Source organism: Serratia proteamaculans (assembly GCF_004684015.1).
GTDB classification, from domain to species: Bacteria; Pseudomonadota; Gammaproteobacteria; order Enterobacterales; family Enterobacteriaceae; genus Serratia; species Serratia proteamaculans_F.
Map to the genome: position 1 here is coordinate 386,278 of NZ_SRIA01000021.1, position 14,032 is coordinate 400,309.

Genomic DNA, 14,032 nt, shown 5'->3' on the forward strand with positions numbered 1-14,032 from the left:
GTATTTCTCCTGATTAAATTAATTCGTTAACTGCTATTGGTTATTATCTTTTGCCACTTCAAAATGGACGGAAAGTAAATAAGCTTCTTCGATCGGCAGAGTAACAAACTGCCCCACGACCCGTTCCGCCATTTGCATGGATTCCGCCGAAATTTCATCAAACAATGATTTATCGACTTCCGGTAATGGCTCGCCAGTTATTGAGCGTAGCACCATGGCACGAATATGCGACTCCAGCATCTGTTGCTGTACCGCGTTGGTATAAATACCCTCTGCGCTCAGCATCGCTGTAATATCGGTCAGCACCTGCTCGGTTATCCCTCCGGCCTGACTGACATCGGGTTGCTCACTATTTTCTATCGCAACAGATCCATCATTCACTTTTCAGTACCCCTAGACTCAAACATGATTCAGTCAATTGCACGGCATCACCTGAATAACCCGCCTTCTCTGATGCCTTTACCCTAACCCCGGGGAGATTTTCTGTGTAGCCTGTTTTTTTCCAGTTGGAAGTGGAAATTCAGTGACCGTCAGGGATCCATTTCGCAAAATAAGCTTTTGCCAGATAATTTAATTAAATTACAAAAAGATAACGCCACAAACTGTTTCCAGTTAGCCCGGCGGCGGTGAAAAGCTTCGTGATCGGGATCTCTTTCTTTTCCCCGCTTAACCGCCTACTATCGGTAAGACAATTCGACATCAACAACACCCCCGCTCCTCTGGCGCGGGGGTGTTGCTTTTGTGCTGTTTTTCCGAATTTATGGGCGCGTAACCTGCGCCCTTTGATTTGACTGGAGAGTGGAATGACCAAACCAACCATTACTATTAATGAGCTGGATGCGGAGCGCCTGGATGCGCTATTGGCACAACCGGCCTTTGCCAACACCGATGTCGCCACCGCGCTGAACATCGAACTGGATCGCGCCGAAATCCTGCCGCCGTCCCAGATCCCAGCCAACGTGGTGACCATGAACAGCCGCGTGCGTTTCCGCGATCTGCATACGGCAGAAGAACACGTGCGGACGCTGGTTTACCCGGCTTCGCTGAAGGACAGCCACGAACAGCTTTCGGTAATGGCCCCCTTGGGCGCAGCCCTGCTGGGCATGCACGTAGGTAACCAGATTACCTGGCAGTTGCCGAACGGTGAGGAAGCGCGTATCGAAGTGCTGGAACTGTTGTATCAGCCGGAAGCGGCGGGTGAATACCACCGCTAAGCGGTTATCAGGGCGGTACCCTGCCGCCCTTTCTGTGTCTTACAAACTGATGGCAATCAAAACCAGAATCAGCAGCAATACATAAATTCTGGCATGCCACCTGTCAGCGATCTTCGGCAGGCACCTCTTGGCAAACACAATCCCCAGGATACCCGCCACCAACAACATCCCCAGCAGGGAGAGATTGACATAGCCCAGGTATTGCGGCCCGCTCATGTCCTTCCAGCCCAAACCGACATACATCAGAGCACCAATAACGGCGACCGGGATCGACAACGGATTGGCCGCGCTGACGCAATGCTGCATCTCATAGCCATGTCGGCGCAATAGAGGCACTGTCATCACGCTCCCCCCCACACCGAGCATAGTGGCAATCGCACCAATCAATGGGCCACCGCCCCACAAGGTCGCCTTTGACAGCACTGTGCGAGCCGGCTTGACCAAAAACCCCGGCCTGAACAGGCAATCTGCAATCGTCACCAGCATATAAATCACAAACAATAGCCTGACCACCGCATCGTCCAGCAGGCTAGCGGCCAAAGCCCCCAATGCAGCGCCAATGCCGATAAAATAAATCAACGGGACAATGGTTTCACGCAACAGGTTACCACTGCGCCAGTTGGTGACGGTGGCATAGCCAGAATTGAGGATCATCACCGCCGTCGAGGTCGCTACCGCGATATGCATCGCCTGGCCAGGGTGTTCGCCTGAAGCAGCAACCAGATGATAAACAAAGGGAACCACCACAAAACCACCGCCAAAACCGAACAAAATGGTGGTGATACCGGTAATAAACCCGGTTAACAATACGAGAATGATATCTGCCATAGCCTCAAGCGCTCCCTGAATAAATAAGTCGGAAGGCAGAATAAAACGATGGCTATTGGCTTGCTTCATATGAAAGGCCAACTATCATTGCGTTTCGGCCAAACTGTTCAACGTCAGAGTTTATGCGCAACCTACGTATTGATGACCTCGACCACGTCCCCAGACCGGTGATTGCCATCGGGAATGACTATCCGGCAGGTTATCTGTTGCCGATGCACAGCCACCGGCGCGCTCAGCTGTTGTATGGTGCTACCGGAGTCATGCACGTATTCACCCGCCAGGGGAACTGGCTTGTGCCACCGCAGCGAGCGGTATGGCTACCGCCACAGATGCCGCACGAGGTGAGAATGGTCGGCGTCACTACCCGCAGCCTGTACATTGAACCTTCAGCGCTGCCGGCCGCCCAGCCACAGGTTTGCCAGGTGGTTAGCGTGACACCGCTGCTGCGCCAACTGTTGATGGCGGCGGTCGATATGCCGCTGGAATATCAGCAGCAAGGCCGTGACAGCGCATTGGTAAGTCTGTTATTGCATGAAATTGCCCATCTGCAATCCCTGCCACTGCACATCCCACTGCCTGCCGACCGGCGACTGGAGGAACTGTGCCAACGTTTTCTGCAGCAACCTGACGCGCACGACTCGCCGCAAACGTGGGCTAAACGCCTGTATATGAGTATCCGCAGCTTCAGCCGCTTTTTCCGGGATCAAACCGGCATGTCATTTTCACAATGGCGTCAGCGGGCCTGCGTGGTATTGGCGCTGGCCCGGTTGGCTGAAGGTAGCAGTGTGACTCAGGTAGCACTGGATATGGGTTATGAAAGCAGCGCGGCGTTTGCAACCATGTTTCGCCGCGTGCTGGGGCAGGCGCCGTCCTGTTATCTGGCCTCAGAACGGCGCGAAAGGGTTTAGCGGAATTTCTTGTGGTTGGTGTCGCGGGTTTGCTTGAAGCCCTGGGCGACCTGTTTGGCTTCGGCCAGCTTGCCCTGATTAGCCAACGCCAGCGACTGATCGATCTGGCCGATCAGCGTATCCAGCCCGTGGTGGAAATCTTTAATTTCCGGGCTATCGTTGGCTTTGTCTTCCATTTTTGGCGGCTTGCTTTGCTTGGCATCCACTGCCGCGGCCCGCATATTCTGCAAGCTCTGTTTGAGGGTATCCGAGGAGTCGGTACTCAGTACCTTTTTGTAATTGCCGGCGATGGTATCCATATCGTCGGCCAGATCGGCTGCGACCGCCAGTGAACTGGCACCCAGCAGCGCCAACGCCAACAGCGCTTTCAGTTTGTTCGACATACTTGCTCACCTTCCAGTTATTGTTTTAATTAACCCAGCCTAACCATAGGCAAGGGGGCTGAAAACCGAAACCGAAGATTTGTAAGCAAGGTTAAAACGGGGAAGTGAAAGTGATGCGGCTGGCAACCGGAGCGGCCAGCCGTAGCAGAGATTACTGACCAGCGATTTTCATGTCCGGCAACAACACGGAACCGCACTGGATGTTGCTGCGGGTTTCGATATCGCTGCCCACGCTGACAATATTGCGCAGCATGTCTTTCAGGTTACCGGCGATGGTTACCTCGCTGACCGGATACTGGATCTCACCATTTTCCACCCAGAAACCCGCCGCGCCGCGCGAGTAGTCTCCGGTAATACCGCTGACGCCTTGCCCCATCAGTTCGGTAACCACCAGGCCGGTGCCCAACTGCTTCAGCATGCCGGCAAAGTCATTACCCTGCCCGGCAATACGCCAGTTATGGATGCCGCCCGCATGGCCGGTGCTGTGCATGCCGAGCTTACGCGCCGCATAGCTGGTCATCAGCCAGGTTTGCAGCACGCCGTCTTTGACAATGTCGCGCCGTTGGGTGCGCACGCCCTCGCTGTCGAACGGCGTGGAAGCCAGCCCTTTCAGCAGATGCGGATGCTCTTCGATGGTCAACCACTCCGGCAGGATTTGCTTGCCCAGTGAATCCAGCAGGAAGGTCGATTTACGGTAAACGCTGCTACCGCTGATAGCACCAACCAGGTGGCCGAACAGGCCGGTCGCCACTTCAGAGGCAAACAGCACCGGAGCGGTCATGGTCGACAGCTTGCGCGGTGACAGGCGTGACAAGGTGCGACGGGCGCATTCCTGACCCACCCATTCAGGGCTTTCCAGATCGCTCATCGCACGACCGATGGTATAAGCGTAATCACGCTCCATATCACCCCCTTGCTCGGCGATCACACAGCTCGACAATGAATGTCGGCTGGAACAATAGCTTTGCAACATACCGTGGCTGTTGCCGAACACTTTGATGCCATAGTGGCTGTTGAAGCTGCCGCCTTCGGTATTGGTAATACGTTTATCCACCGCCAGTGACGCCTGTTCGGCGCGAGCAGCCAGCTCGATACCGCGGTCGGCGTCCAGCTCTGCCGGATGGAACAGATCCAGGTCCGGCGCGTCAAACGCCAGCAGGTCTTTTTCCGCCGGGCCGGCATGCGGATCCACCGAGGTATAACGGGCGATATCCAGCGCCGCCTGCACGGTACGGGCAATCGCATCCGGGCTGAGATCGGTAGATGAAGCGCTGCCTTTACGTTGCTGGTGATAGACGGTAATGCCCAACGCACCATCGCTGTTGAACTCAACGTTCTCCACTTCGCCAAAGCGGGTGCTGACGCTGATACCGGTAGATTTGGTCACGGCAACTTCTGCCGCATCAGAACCGGCGCGCGCCAGTTCCAAAGCCTGTGAGACGGCCTGTTCCAGCGCCTTGCGCTGCTGTGCAACTTGAGTGACTACTTTCATCAATCTGCCATACTTAATCAGAAAATCGTTGAGAAAAGTGCCGTGGCGGCGTGGTTGCGCGCGGAGTCACGCGCAAAAATCATGAGATTTATACGTTTGAGTCTAACAGGAACCGCGTGGAATTTCGCATAAAGCCGGCAACCTGTTAGGATTAGCCTCTTTTTAACGGAGCCTACCATGAACAAACAGCCTGAAGACTGGCTCGACGATGTCCCGGAGAACATTGACGAGGAAGATGACGAGATTATCTGGGTCAGTAAAAGTGAAATTAAACGTGATGCCGAAGCGCTGAAAGACCTGGGTGTTGAACTGGTCGAGCTGGGCAAGAACGCGCTGGAACGCATCCCGCTGGATGAAGATTTGCGCGCTGCGATTGATCTGGCGCAGAAGATCAAAAAAGAAGGTCGCCGCCGTCAGCTGCAACTGATTGGCAAGATGTTGCGCGCCCGCGACGTAGAGCCGATTCAGACCGCGCTCGACAAGCTGAAGAACCGCCATAACCAACAGGTTTCGCTGTTCCACAAGCTGGAAGCATTACGTGACCGCCTGGTCGAAGAAGGTGATGACGCGATCCCGCCGATTCTGGCGCTGTATCCGGAAGCCGATCGCCAGCAGCTGCGCTCACTGGTGCGTAACGCACAGAAAGAGAAAGCCGCTAACAAGCCGCCGAAAGCCTACCGTCAAATCTTCCAGTACCTGCGCGATCTGGCCGAGACCGCCGAATGATCGCCGCCGTCACCACGGGATGAACCCAGTTCATCCCCGGTGATGTGCAGGTTCACCAGTGCTTTCACGGATGTTGAAACGCAGGTTGCCTTCCAGCTCTTCCTCCGCCTCTTCGAACAACAGGATAATCGCGCCAAAGCGACGTTTGCTGCGGGCATTGAGATGGGTGAATTCTATCTCCACCGGTAAACCGATGTCCGCCGTCACCACGTCCCACAATGCGTCCAGATTGGCACCAAAGGCCTCATCCAGCGCAAACTTATGCGCGAAGTCGCGGTAAAAAGCCGGCAAATCGTTAATCTGATTAAAATCGAACTCTACTTTTGCCATCAAGCTCACTCCACCCGAATGAAGTTTTTATAATGGTCACGCGTGACAAAAATCAGGCCGTCGCTGGAATACAGCAAACGATCGGCGCCGCGCCGGCCGCATTGATAATTGATATCCGCCTCATGCCATACCCGACTGCGGGCCGTGGGCAGTTGCCCTTCACGGTTTGAGAAACGATCGCCGCCAATCGCTTTGCCCGGCAACACCGAACACAGATTGCCGTTACGTGCATCCCATCCCTGCTCACGCGCCTGCTTCTTGGTGATGTAATAGTCCGGCAGCCGCTGGTGCTGCTGCAGATAGCTCACCACCCTTTGCTGCTGCGTCAGTTGGTCAATATTCTGACCTTCGGCCACCGCCGGTACGTTGGCAATCACCCGATCGTTACTGCGCAGTGCATTAAAACCGGCTATCACAACGGCGATAACGATCGCCACGAGGATCCGCTTGTTCATTGCTGTCCCTGATTTATGGCCGACAGGGGTGCATCAGCACCCATGCTGGTTGGATTTATAGATGAAAAGGATGAAGCAGAGATGACTGGCATGTAACGTTTTCACTTCAGGGAAAGCGCGCCGAACAACTTTGCATCACCCGTTCAAGCTAATCATGCCATTTTGCAGCCGGTCAGGCACTCAGTGCAACTCTGAAACGGGGCCATCTCAGGCAAGTATAGCCCCGGCAAGGGTATTTGAGGTATTAGTCAATCAGGGCGTGGCGATAGCGATACAGCATGTCGGCCAGACGTTTTACCGGCCCGGTGACGCTGAGCGGGGCCTGATAATCCACCAATTTCTGCTGATAATCGTTCATTTCGCTCAACAGCCGATCGTAATAATAAGCACGTTTTACGTCGTTTTTCGCCGAGACCATGTGGTCGGCGGTATTGCGGATCTTCTTATGGAAAGCCGAAAGCTCTTCGCTGACCGGGATCTCAGCTCGCTGCATACGCTGGTGAGCGATGATCAGGTTCAGCGCCAAGCGGTACTTGGCAATATCGTTCGGGAACATCATCAGCAGTTGATTCAACTGCTGATACAGCGCAGGCAGGTGGTTTTGCTGACGGCGTGAGGCCTTGGTGGTCAGCGCCGATACCGCGCTGCCGACAAACTGGTTCAGCAAGGTGCGACCGGTACGTTCACGCGAGTTATCGCGGATCAGCAGCAGCACCATCAGGCCCACACAGCTGCCGAGGAACTGGCCGAGCGCGCCATCGAGGAACTGCGTGACGTTGAACTCCATCGGGTTGCTCAATACCAGAATATTGATGGTCCCCGCCAGCAGGCCGAGCGAGCCCAACCGCCGTTTCTGCACTTCGATACCGATGAAAAACGCCAGCAGGCCCAGACTGAGGCACAGCAGTAAAATACTTTGCTGCGTCGCCGGCAGGATCACCATAAAGTACAGTGAGCCGACCGGGATCGCCGCCAGCATGCCCAGTATAAAGTCCATCGCCACCATGCGCGGTGCCGGGGTGCGCATCGCCAGCGAGGTGATCACCGCAATGATCACCATAAAGCCGCTGCCGGAGGTCCAGCCGGTCCACAGCCACAGCAGGCTGCCAAAGGCCGTCGCCACAAAGGTGCGCAGACCGTTAATCATCGCGTGGTGTCTTTCCGCCGAGGTCGGTTTGACCACTACCTCACTGCTCAACACCCCTTCTTCTACCGAACTGATACTGCTGTTGGTGTGTACGCCTTTGGCCAGCAGCAGGTAGCGAGTGGCCGCCCCCACCCAACTGGTGATGGTTACTAATGTCTCGTCGGTACGGTTGGTGGTCAGCACCTGCCGCAACAACTTCATGCGTTTATGGATTTCCTGCGGCGTTTGGGCCGGAACCATCAGCAACTCGCGAACGTTTTCTTTCAGCGCATCCGGGTGGTTCAACAGGATTAAATAGGTCTCGCAGGCCTGGGTAATCAAGGTTAGCGAAAGCGTATGCAGCGCCAGAATGCGGCGATTCGCCTTTTGCCAGCGTGATGACTCCATCATCAGGTTGCTGCGCATGCCGTTCAGCGCAGTGGTGCTCTTCACCAAATTGCTCCAGGCGCGGTCGATATCTTCTTTCTCGGCATTGCTGATGCACATCTGCATCAACAGGTACTGATCCACCAGCAGTTTATCCACCGCCCGGTCGATATCCTGTTTGATTGAACGCGGCGAGAACAACAAGTCTGCCAGCACGGCGCTGACGATCCCCAGCACGATCTCGCTGCAGCGCTCAATGGCGAACTGCGGCGCTTCCAGCAGATGCGCTTCACTGCTGGCAACGGTGACAATAATGATTAGCGCGGTATAACCCGCCAGGCCCCAGGCATAGGAGTTTTCAACTTTAACCAGGGAGGAAAGCCAGGTACAAAAGCCGGCCCAGATGCAGCACAGCAACAACATCACCACCGGTGCACGCGCCGTAGTGACGATAATCGCTATACCGACAAAGCAGCCGATAAATGTGCCGATAATACGCAGCCAACCGCGATGGCGAATAGCGCCGGAAAAAGGCTCGCCGCCCGCCGCAAAGGCCGTACCGGCGGCCACGATGGCGGCGGTCATCGCCGACCAGCGAGGGGTTTCCAGATTGAGATGGAAGCCGACGAACAGCGCAAACACCACCGCAAAGCTGAGCTTGAAGGCAAATCTCAGCCGGATAAAGGTTGGGTTATTCATTAACCGAACTCACGCAGCCGATGCATCAAGCGAACAAAAGGCGAGCCGCTGTCGGTAGCGCGGTCATTCTTACCGGTGATCACCACGGTGGCGGTGGTTCCTGCCGGGTACGGGTGCAATTGGTCTTTGTCGTCCAGCAGGATTTTCACCGGCACGCGCTGCGCCAGACGCACCCACTCCAGGTTGCTGTCGATCGACGCCAGCCCTTTGCTGTTCACCGTGCTGCTGCTGTTGTTGACGGCGGCAGCCACGCTATCGACGGTGCCATGCATAATGCGGTTGCTACCCAGCGGGGTGATTTCCGCACGGTCGCCTTTGTTCAGGCCATTGAGCTTGGTTTCTTCCAGATAGGCCAGAATGTAGAAACTGTTTTTCTTCACCAGCGCCACGGCAACTGAACCCCGGGTGATGTATTCACCGGCGTGCACGTTCAGGTTAGTGATCCAGCCGTCGGCCGGTGCGCGCACCGTGGTGCGTTCCAGATCCAATTTTGCCAATTCACGGGTCGCTACGGCCTTCGCCAGCTGATGCTCTACGGTTTGCAAAACGTTATTCGCCTGATCGATCTCTTCCTGCGACATCGCCTGCACGCCGAGGCGCACACGACGGCCGGCTTCACGTCTTTTTTCTGCCGCCAGCGTTTGGTAGTAGGCGACATCGGCATTGGCTTCCGCCAGGGCCTGTTGGTAGCGTGGCTGATCAATCACCAGCAGCACCTGCCCTTTCTTCACCAGTTGGTTATCCACCAGTGGGACATCGGTCAACAGACCGGTGACGTCCGGGGCGATCGCCACCACGTCGGCGGTAAACTTGGCGTCACGCGTCCAGGGGGATTCGGTGTAAAACACCCAGGCCTTGAATATGGCGACGATCCCCAGCAGGACCAGAATCAGAGTGATCGCGATCCGGGCTATTTTTATTGAAAAATTTTTCACAGCGACCTCAAACGAAAAGACAGGTAATCAGATAGAACAAACAGCAATACAGCGCGGTATTAAACAGCGCTGGATGCCAGACAAAATCGTAAATCCCGGTGGGTTGCAGCAGGCGACGCAGCAAAAAAAACAGCGCCAGCGAAAGCAGCAACTCAAAAAATATCGGGGGAAACGACAGTCCGAAAATGACCATAACCGGAAGCAAACTCATCAATTTTTCCTTATCACTCACTGCACCGGGCGTTAAGAACTCTATCCATTCACATTCTCTTTACATTTTAGCGGACACGCACCACAAATTCTGGCCCAGACAGGTCAGGAACCTGAAATAAGAGTAAACTCTGGAGCGTACATCCGCGATAGGGACTGCGAGGATACCGGAGGGATCGGCCACCATGGCGCTGCCGATCGCACTCGCGCGTTAGTAAGGTCTTTTCACCCGACCTGTTTATATTAGCGTGCTTACTATCAAGTCATCAACAATCTGTGATCTAAATCACTTTTAAGCCAGAGTGAATAATGGAAAGACTAAAACGGATGTCGGTATTCGCCAAAGTGGTTGAATGCGGGTCATTTACTGCGGCAGCACGCCAGTTGGATATGAGCGTTTCATCTATCAGCCAGACCGTCTCCAAACTGGAGAATGAGCTGCATGTCAAGCTGCTCAACCGCAGCACGCGCAGCATTGGCCTGACGGAAGCCGGAAAAATCTATTATCAGGGCTGTCGCCGCATGCTGCTGGAAGTCAGCGAAGTGCATGAGCAGCTGTACGCGTTTAACAATACGCCGACCGGCACGCTGCGCATTGGTAGCTCATCCACCATGGCACAAAACATGCTGGCAACCATGACCGCAGATATGCTCAAAGAGTACCCCGGCCTGACGGTGAACCTGGTGACCGGTATCCCGGCACCGGATCTGATCGCCGACGGGCTGGATGTGGTGATCCGCACCGGTGCGCTGCAGGATTCCAGCCTGTTCTCCAAACGCCTGGGCTCAATGCCGATGGTGGTGTGCGCCGCCAAAAGCTATCTCAGCCAACACGGCACGCCACTAAAACCAAGCGACATGGTCAATTTTTCCTGGCTCGAATACAGCGTGCGGCCAGACAGCGAGTTCGAGCTGATCGCACCGGAAGGTATCAGCACGCGCATCGCGCCGCAGGGGCGCTTCGTCACCAACGATTCACAGACCATGATCCGCTGGCTGAAAGCCGGAGCCGGTATCGCCTATGCACCGCTGATGTGGGTGATCGAGGAGATCAAACGCGGAGAGATCGAGATCCTGTTCAAAAACTACCATTCGGATCCTCGCCCGGTGTACGCGGTGTACACCGAGAAAGATAAGCTGCCGCTCAAGGTACAGGTGTGTATCAACTATCTGACCGAGTACTTTAAGCGCGTGGGGGAAGTCTATCAGGGCTATCGCTGAGCAGCACACGACGCGCCAAAGCGCCAAGCACCACTAATGCCAGCATGCCCAGCCCCCAGATTAACCAGACGGCATACTTCACCCAGGTGAGTAGCAGTGGGAAAGATCCCGCCAGCCAGTTCCCCAGTTGCTGCAACTGTGGCAGCCAGGTATCCAATAGCGCCTGTGGCACCAGGCTGAGCACCCCGGTGAGCTGCGGTGCCAACTGTGCCGAGCCGCTCTGCGCGAGCCCCGTTAGCGCGGGCAACCAGCCCAAGACGCCAGAAACGCCCCAGGCCAGCAGCGTCCATAACGCCATTGCTGCCAACAGCACTGCCACACTCCATCCGCGTTTTGTCATGGTTGCCCCCCGTTAGCGGCCTTGCCGCATTGCTGACAAAAACGGCTGCCTGGCGGCAAGGGGGCGGAACATCCGCTGCATTGTGCTGCCGCCGCCTCAAAAGGTTGACCGCAACGATGGCAATAACGGGCACCTGGCTTGCTCAGCGCCTGACATTGCAGGCATTGCGGCCCCTGATCGCCGTGCTGGTTATAGCGGTTGCCATGGTGGCCACTGCGATGCCCTGAGCGTTGATGCCCACCACCAAAATCGCCTTGCCCCAAGAGTTTTTTCAACAGGCTCATCGCGCTTCTCCTCTGTGCTTTACGCCAGGTGACAGAATAAACCCTGGAGTAAACTCCAGGGTAAAGTGCGGCGAGGGAGATTTACGTTTAATTACACCTTCAGATTAGCAACGCTTTGATGTGGTTAACAAAAAGCATTATCGGTCATTACCCCACCTGCTAGCGGTGCGCTATGCTGCGCTGACCTCTCCCTGCATCAGGAATAAATAAAAATGAAAAAAATCATACTGGACTGCGATCCGGGACATGACGATACGATCGCCATGCTACTGGCTTGGGGTAACCCGCAGATCGATCTGCTGGCCGTGACCACCGTGGTGGGCAACCAAACGCTGGATAAGGTCACCCGCAATGCGCTGGCCGTCGCGCGTATCGCCAATATTACCGGTGTGCCCTTTGCTGCCGGCTGCCCACGGCCACTGGTACGCCAGATAGAAGTCGCACCCGATATCCATGGCGAATCCGGCCTGGATGGCCCGGTATTACCGGAGCCAACGTTGGTGCTGGAACCCTGCCACGCGGTAGATCTGATCATCGACACCATCATGGCTCACCCGCCGGGCAGCGTGACGCTGGTACCGACCGGTGGCCTGACCAACATCGCCATGGCAGTACGCAAAGAACCCCGCATTGCCGACCGGGTGAAGGAAGTGGTGCTGATGGGCGGCGGCTACCACGTGGGCAACTGGAGCGCGGTGGCCGAATTTAATATCAAGATCGATCCGGAAGCCGCACACATCGTATTCAATGAAAAGTGGCCGCTGACCATGGTCGGGCTGGATCTGACCCATCAGGCACTCGCCACGCCAGAAGTCTGTGCCCGCATTGCCGCTATCCAAACCGGGCCGGCCAGGTTTGTCGGCGAACTGCTTGAGTTCTTTGGCAAGATGTATCAACAGGCGCAGGGCTTTAGCGCCCCGCCGGTACACGATCCTTGCGCGGTGGCCTATGTGATCGATCCCGAAGTGATGACTGTTCGTAAAGTCCCGGTGGATATCGAACTGACCGGCACCCTGACGCTGGGCATGACGGTGGCCGACTTCCGCGCCGCGCCGCCACCGGACTGCCACACTCAGGTGGCGGTAAAACTGGATCAGGATAAGTTTTGGGGTTTGGTGGTGGATGCACTGGAGAGGATTGGGGAAGTGAAGGTTTAAGCTGCGGCTTGTAAAGGTGGTATTGATGGGCCGGGTGGCTTTTGGATTGCCGCTCGGCCTGGTTTTATCGCGGAGGAGAAACTAGCGCTTTAGTAATACGGTTAATTGCCTATCCAACTGGCTAAGGCAGTCATCCATATATTCCGTGGTGACCTGCTTCACCATCGCATAATCACTGGCTTGCCACTGTGTCAGTGATGCCGAACGCGGGGTTGGGCTGCACTTGAATTGGTCGAAGGCTGAGAACATGTTTCCCCCCTCCGGCCGCTTATAAAAGGTAACGGCGTAGCGCAGTTCGTATGGAGTATCACTTTTCGCTAGCTCCTGATATACCAGCAGCCATCTGGCGGGGGTGATATTCAAATTATTCTTGTAGCTGTAACCGGCGCCGTTCTTTTGCAACCAGTCGGCGATAACAACCTTGGCTTTAGGCACCAGATAACTTTTAGTCGGTTCTGGCAAAGTATCGACACTGCTGCCTTTCAACGTGTCCTTGCTGAAAGTACTGGCGGAAAGACCACCGGTAAGTGCAGAGGTTAAAACCTGTAGCCCCACACCTACGCCGGTATTGGTCTGTGTGACAATACGCAGCCTGGTGTCAGCATATTGATTATTGTTATTTTCAGGTAGAGCAAAGAAAGTCTTCACACCAATGCTACTGCCATTAACGGCGGTGACTTTTTCTACATTATTAGTGGATGAACAGGCAGTTAATAACAGCATACTGCTCGCCATGGAAACACACAGAACTTTTTTCATTACTGCTCCTTGTTAGTAATATTCCAACATCATGTTGGGTTTTTATTGATATCGTTTATCTTTAATATAAAGAAATTTATTTCATTAATGATTAATCTTGGGTAATTCAATTTTCAAAATGACAATATTTTTCTAATAAACCGGCTACTCCCGACACTGCAGTTCTCCGAATTAGGCGGTTGCGGCAGCAGGAGTTAACGGATTTAGGCCTTAGAAATCACAGTCACGACCTTACCTTGGATTGTTGCTTATGGGCCAGCCCATGTTAGCTTGGGTTTTAACTCATCAGGGATTATTTTAAATAACTCTCCGATATAGTAAATATGCTGATTATAGTTTGGTGATATATCATCATTACATTTTTCAAAATAATACTTAGCCTGATTATTCAGAAACCACACATCATGCTCTGTAAATTCGCTTATGAGTATAGTGAGCGTAAGGTTATGTATTAATTCAGCCTCAAAGAAGCATGACATATCCCGTCCTTTTTCTTTCTTTCCCAGGGACTGAATATTCCTTATGTAAGGTAGGGCAAGCGCCAACATCTTTACATATATTTCATTTTTTTTCATGAT

18 protein-coding genes are annotated in these 14,032 nt (G+C 54.4%); 5 read left to right on the forward strand and 13 right to left on the reverse strand.

The features are described from left to right. Nucleotides 1–33 precede the first annotated feature (33 nt). Nucleotides 34–381, reverse strand: coding sequence for a glycine dehydrogenase (locus E5C26_RS22020; protein ID WP_135318185.1), 348 nt, complete (start codon nt 379–381; stop codon nt 34–36). Between the two features lie 422 nt (nt 382–803). On the opposite strand from E5C26_RS22020, the gene rnk reads away from it, so the two are divergent. Next, the gene (gene rnk, locus E5C26_RS22025) at nt 804–1,214 is read left to right on the forward strand and encodes a nucleoside diphosphate kinase regulator (RefSeq protein WP_012147077.1); all 411 of its coding nucleotides are present in this window, start codon (nt 804–806) and stop codon (nt 1,212–1,214) included. Nucleotides 1,215–1,253: 39 nt separating this feature from the next. Here rnk and E5C26_RS22030 read toward each other — a convergent pair whose 3' ends face one another. Continuing rightward, nucleotides 1,254–2,042 (reverse strand): sulfite exporter TauE/SafE family protein, encoded by a 789-nt coding sequence (locus tag E5C26_RS22030; protein ID WP_135318186.1) that lies wholly within the window; start codon nt 2,040–2,042, stop codon nt 1,254–1,256. A 122-nt stretch (nt 2,043–2,164) separates the two neighbouring features. Here E5C26_RS22030 and E5C26_RS22035 point away from each other — a divergent pair, with 122 nt between their 5' ends. Continuing rightward, on the forward strand, nt 2,165–2,950 hold the full coding sequence (locus tag E5C26_RS22035) for an AraC family transcriptional regulator (RefSeq protein ID WP_135318187.1): 786 nt from the start codon (nt 2,165–2,167) through the stop codon (nt 2,948–2,950). On the opposite strand, the gene cybC is transcribed toward E5C26_RS22035, so the two are convergent. Continuing rightward, nucleotides 2,947–3,333 carry a cytochrome b562 gene (cybC, locus tag E5C26_RS22040; protein WP_135318188.1) on the reverse strand — a complete coding sequence of 129 codons (387 nt, stop codon included), beginning with the start codon at nt 3,331–3,333 and terminating at the stop codon, nt 2,947–2,949. The two genes, E5C26_RS22035 and cybC, sit on opposite strands and share 4 nt — an antisense overlap. A gap of 151 nt (nt 3,334–3,484) precedes the next feature. Next, complete coding sequence (gene pmbA, locus E5C26_RS22045) at nt 3,485–4,825, reverse strand: metalloprotease PmbA (RefSeq protein WP_135318189.1); 1,341 nt, start codon at nt 4,823–4,825, stop codon at nt 3,485–3,487. 177 nt (nt 4,826–5,002) lie between these two features. Between pmbA and yjgA the strand changes: the two genes are divergently transcribed. Further along, nucleotides 5,003–5,551 (forward strand): ribosome biogenesis factor YjgA, encoded by a 549-nt coding sequence (gene yjgA / locus E5C26_RS22050; protein ID WP_012147082.1) that lies wholly within the window; start codon nt 5,003–5,005, stop codon nt 5,549–5,551. Between the two features lie 30 nt (nt 5,552–5,581). Here the strand turns inward: yjgA and E5C26_RS22055 are convergent, their stop codons facing one another. The 5 genes from E5C26_RS22055 to aaeX form a co-directional block, all read right to left on the reverse strand. Continuing rightward, nucleotides 5,582–5,881 (reverse strand): barstar family protein, encoded by a 300-nt coding sequence (locus tag E5C26_RS22055; protein ID WP_135318190.1) that lies wholly within the window; start codon nt 5,879–5,881, stop codon nt 5,582–5,584. Between the two features lie 5 nt (nt 5,882–5,886). Continuing rightward, nucleotides 5,887–6,336: a ribonuclease gene (locus tag E5C26_RS22060; protein ID WP_135318191.1), complete on the reverse strand. Its 450-nt coding sequence runs from the start codon at nt 6,334–6,336 to the stop codon at nt 5,887–5,889. Nucleotides 6,337–6,580: 244 nt separating this feature from the next. Continuing rightward, the gene (gene aaeB / locus E5C26_RS22065; protein ID WP_135318192.1) at nt 6,581–8,548 is read right to left on the reverse strand and encodes a p-hydroxybenzoic acid efflux pump subunit AaeB; all 1,968 of its coding nucleotides are present in this window, start codon (nt 8,546–8,548) and stop codon (nt 6,581–6,583) included. Further along, a complete protein-coding gene (gene aaeA / locus E5C26_RS22070) occupies nt 8,548–9,483 on the reverse strand; it encodes a p-hydroxybenzoic acid efflux pump subunit AaeA (protein WP_135318193.1) in 936 nt (311 codons plus the stop codon). Before aaeA ends, aaeB begins: the two co-directional genes overlap by 1 nt. A 7-nt stretch (nt 9,484–9,490) precedes the next feature. Next, on the reverse strand, nt 9,491–9,694 hold the full coding sequence (gene aaeX, locus E5C26_RS22075) for a p-hydroxybenzoic acid efflux pump operon protein AaeX (protein WP_012147087.1): 204 nt from the start codon (nt 9,692–9,694) through the stop codon (nt 9,491–9,493). Nucleotides 9,695–10,002: 308 nt separating this feature from the next. Here aaeX and aaeR point away from each other — a divergent pair, with 308 nt between their 5' ends. Next, on the forward strand, nt 10,003–10,914 hold the full coding sequence (aaeR, locus tag E5C26_RS22080) for an HTH-type transcriptional activator AaeR (protein WP_135318194.1): 912 nt from the start codon (nt 10,003–10,005) through the stop codon (nt 10,912–10,914). Here aaeR and E5C26_RS22085 read toward each other — a convergent pair. Both E5C26_RS22085 and E5C26_RS22090 read right to left on the reverse strand, forming a co-directional pair. Beyond that, entirely contained in the window at nt 10,877–11,254 is a 378-nt protein-coding gene (locus E5C26_RS22085) for a hypothetical protein (RefSeq protein ID WP_135318195.1), read from the reverse strand. The genes aaeR and E5C26_RS22085 overlap by 38 nt on opposite strands. Next, nucleotides 11,251–11,538, reverse strand: a complete 288-nt coding sequence (locus E5C26_RS22090) for a zinc ribbon domain-containing protein (RefSeq protein WP_135318196.1) — start codon at nt 11,536–11,538, stop codon at nt 11,251–11,253. Before E5C26_RS22090 ends, E5C26_RS22085 begins: the two co-directional genes overlap by 4 nt. Nucleotides 11,539–11,750: 212 nt before the next feature. Here E5C26_RS22090 and uriH point away from each other — a divergent pair, with 212 nt between their 5' ends. Beyond that, nucleotides 11,751–12,695, forward strand: a complete 945-nt coding sequence (uriH, locus tag E5C26_RS22095; protein WP_135318197.1) for a uridine-preferring nucleoside hydrolase UriH — start codon at nt 11,751–11,753, stop codon at nt 12,693–12,695. A gap of 81 nt (nt 12,696–12,776) precedes the next feature. Here uriH and E5C26_RS22100 read toward each other — a convergent pair whose 3' ends face one another. Together E5C26_RS22100 and E5C26_RS22105 are read right to left on the reverse strand one after the other, a co-directional pair. Further along, nucleotides 12,777–13,454: a hypothetical protein gene (locus E5C26_RS22100; RefSeq protein ID WP_135318198.1), complete on the reverse strand. Its 678-nt coding sequence runs from the start codon at nt 13,452–13,454 to the stop codon at nt 12,777–12,779. Between the two features lie 248 nt (nt 13,455–13,702). Next, nucleotides 13,703–14,029: a zinc ABC transporter substrate-binding protein gene (locus E5C26_RS22105; protein ID WP_135318199.1), complete on the reverse strand. Its 327-nt coding sequence runs from the start codon at nt 14,027–14,029 to the stop codon at nt 13,703–13,705. Between the last annotated feature and the right edge of the window lie 3 nt (nt 14,030–14,032).

What these genes read in the sequence shown, in the direction of transcription:
- rnk (WP_012147077.1), top strand. Translation starts at nt 804, where the DNA reads ATGACCAAACCAACCATTACTATTAATGAGCTGGATGCGGAGCGCCTG.
- E5C26_RS22030 (WP_135318186.1), bottom strand. Translation starts at nt 2,042, where the DNA reads ATGGCAGATATCATTCTCGTATTGTTAACCGGGTTTATTACCGGTATC.
- E5C26_RS22035 (WP_135318187.1), top strand. Translation starts at nt 2,165, where the DNA reads ATGCGCAACCTACGTATTGATGACCTCGACCACGTCCCCAGACCGGTG.
- cybC (WP_135318188.1), bottom strand. Translation starts at nt 3,333, where the DNA reads ATGTCGAACAAACTGAAAGCGCTGTTGGCGTTGGCGCTGCTGGGTGCC.
- pmbA (WP_135318189.1), bottom strand. Translation starts at nt 4,825, where the DNA reads ATGAAAGTAGTCACTCAAGTTGCACAGCAGCGCAAGGCGCTGGAACAG.
- yjgA (WP_012147082.1), top strand. Translation starts at nt 5,003, where the DNA reads ATGAACAAACAGCCTGAAGACTGGCTCGACGATGTCCCGGAGAACATT.
- E5C26_RS22055 (WP_135318190.1), bottom strand. Translation starts at nt 5,881, where the DNA reads ATGGCAAAAGTAGAGTTCGATTTTAATCAGATTAACGATTTGCCGGCT.
- E5C26_RS22060 (WP_135318191.1), bottom strand. Translation starts at nt 6,336, where the DNA reads ATGAACAAGCGGATCCTCGTGGCGATCGTTATCGCCGTTGTGATAGCC.
- aaeB (WP_135318192.1), bottom strand. Translation starts at nt 8,548, where the DNA reads ATGAATAACCCAACCTTTATCCGGCTGAGATTTGCCTTCAAGCTCAGC.
- aaeX (WP_012147087.1), bottom strand. Translation starts at nt 9,694, where the DNA reads ATGAGTTTGCTTCCGGTTATGGTCATTTTCGGACTGTCGTTTCCCCCG.
- aaeR (WP_135318194.1), top strand. Translation starts at nt 10,003, where the DNA reads ATGGAAAGACTAAAACGGATGTCGGTATTCGCCAAAGTGGTTGAATGC.
- E5C26_RS22085 (WP_135318195.1), bottom strand. Translation starts at nt 11,254, where the DNA reads ATGACAAAACGCGGATGGAGTGTGGCAGTGCTGTTGGCAGCAATGGCG.
- E5C26_RS22090 (WP_135318196.1), bottom strand. Translation starts at nt 11,538, where the DNA reads ATGAGCCTGTTGAAAAAACTCTTGGGGCAAGGCGATTTTGGTGGTGGG.
- uriH (WP_135318197.1), top strand. Translation starts at nt 11,751, where the DNA reads ATGAAAAAAATCATACTGGACTGCGATCCGGGACATGACGATACGATC.
- E5C26_RS22100 (WP_135318198.1), bottom strand. Translation starts at nt 13,454, where the DNA reads ATGAAAAAAGTTCTGTGTGTTTCCATGGCGAGCAGTATGCTGTTATTA.
- E5C26_RS22105 (WP_135318199.1), bottom strand. Translation starts at nt 14,029, where the DNA reads ATGAAAAAAAATGAAATATATGTAAAGATGTTGGCGCTTGCCCTACCT.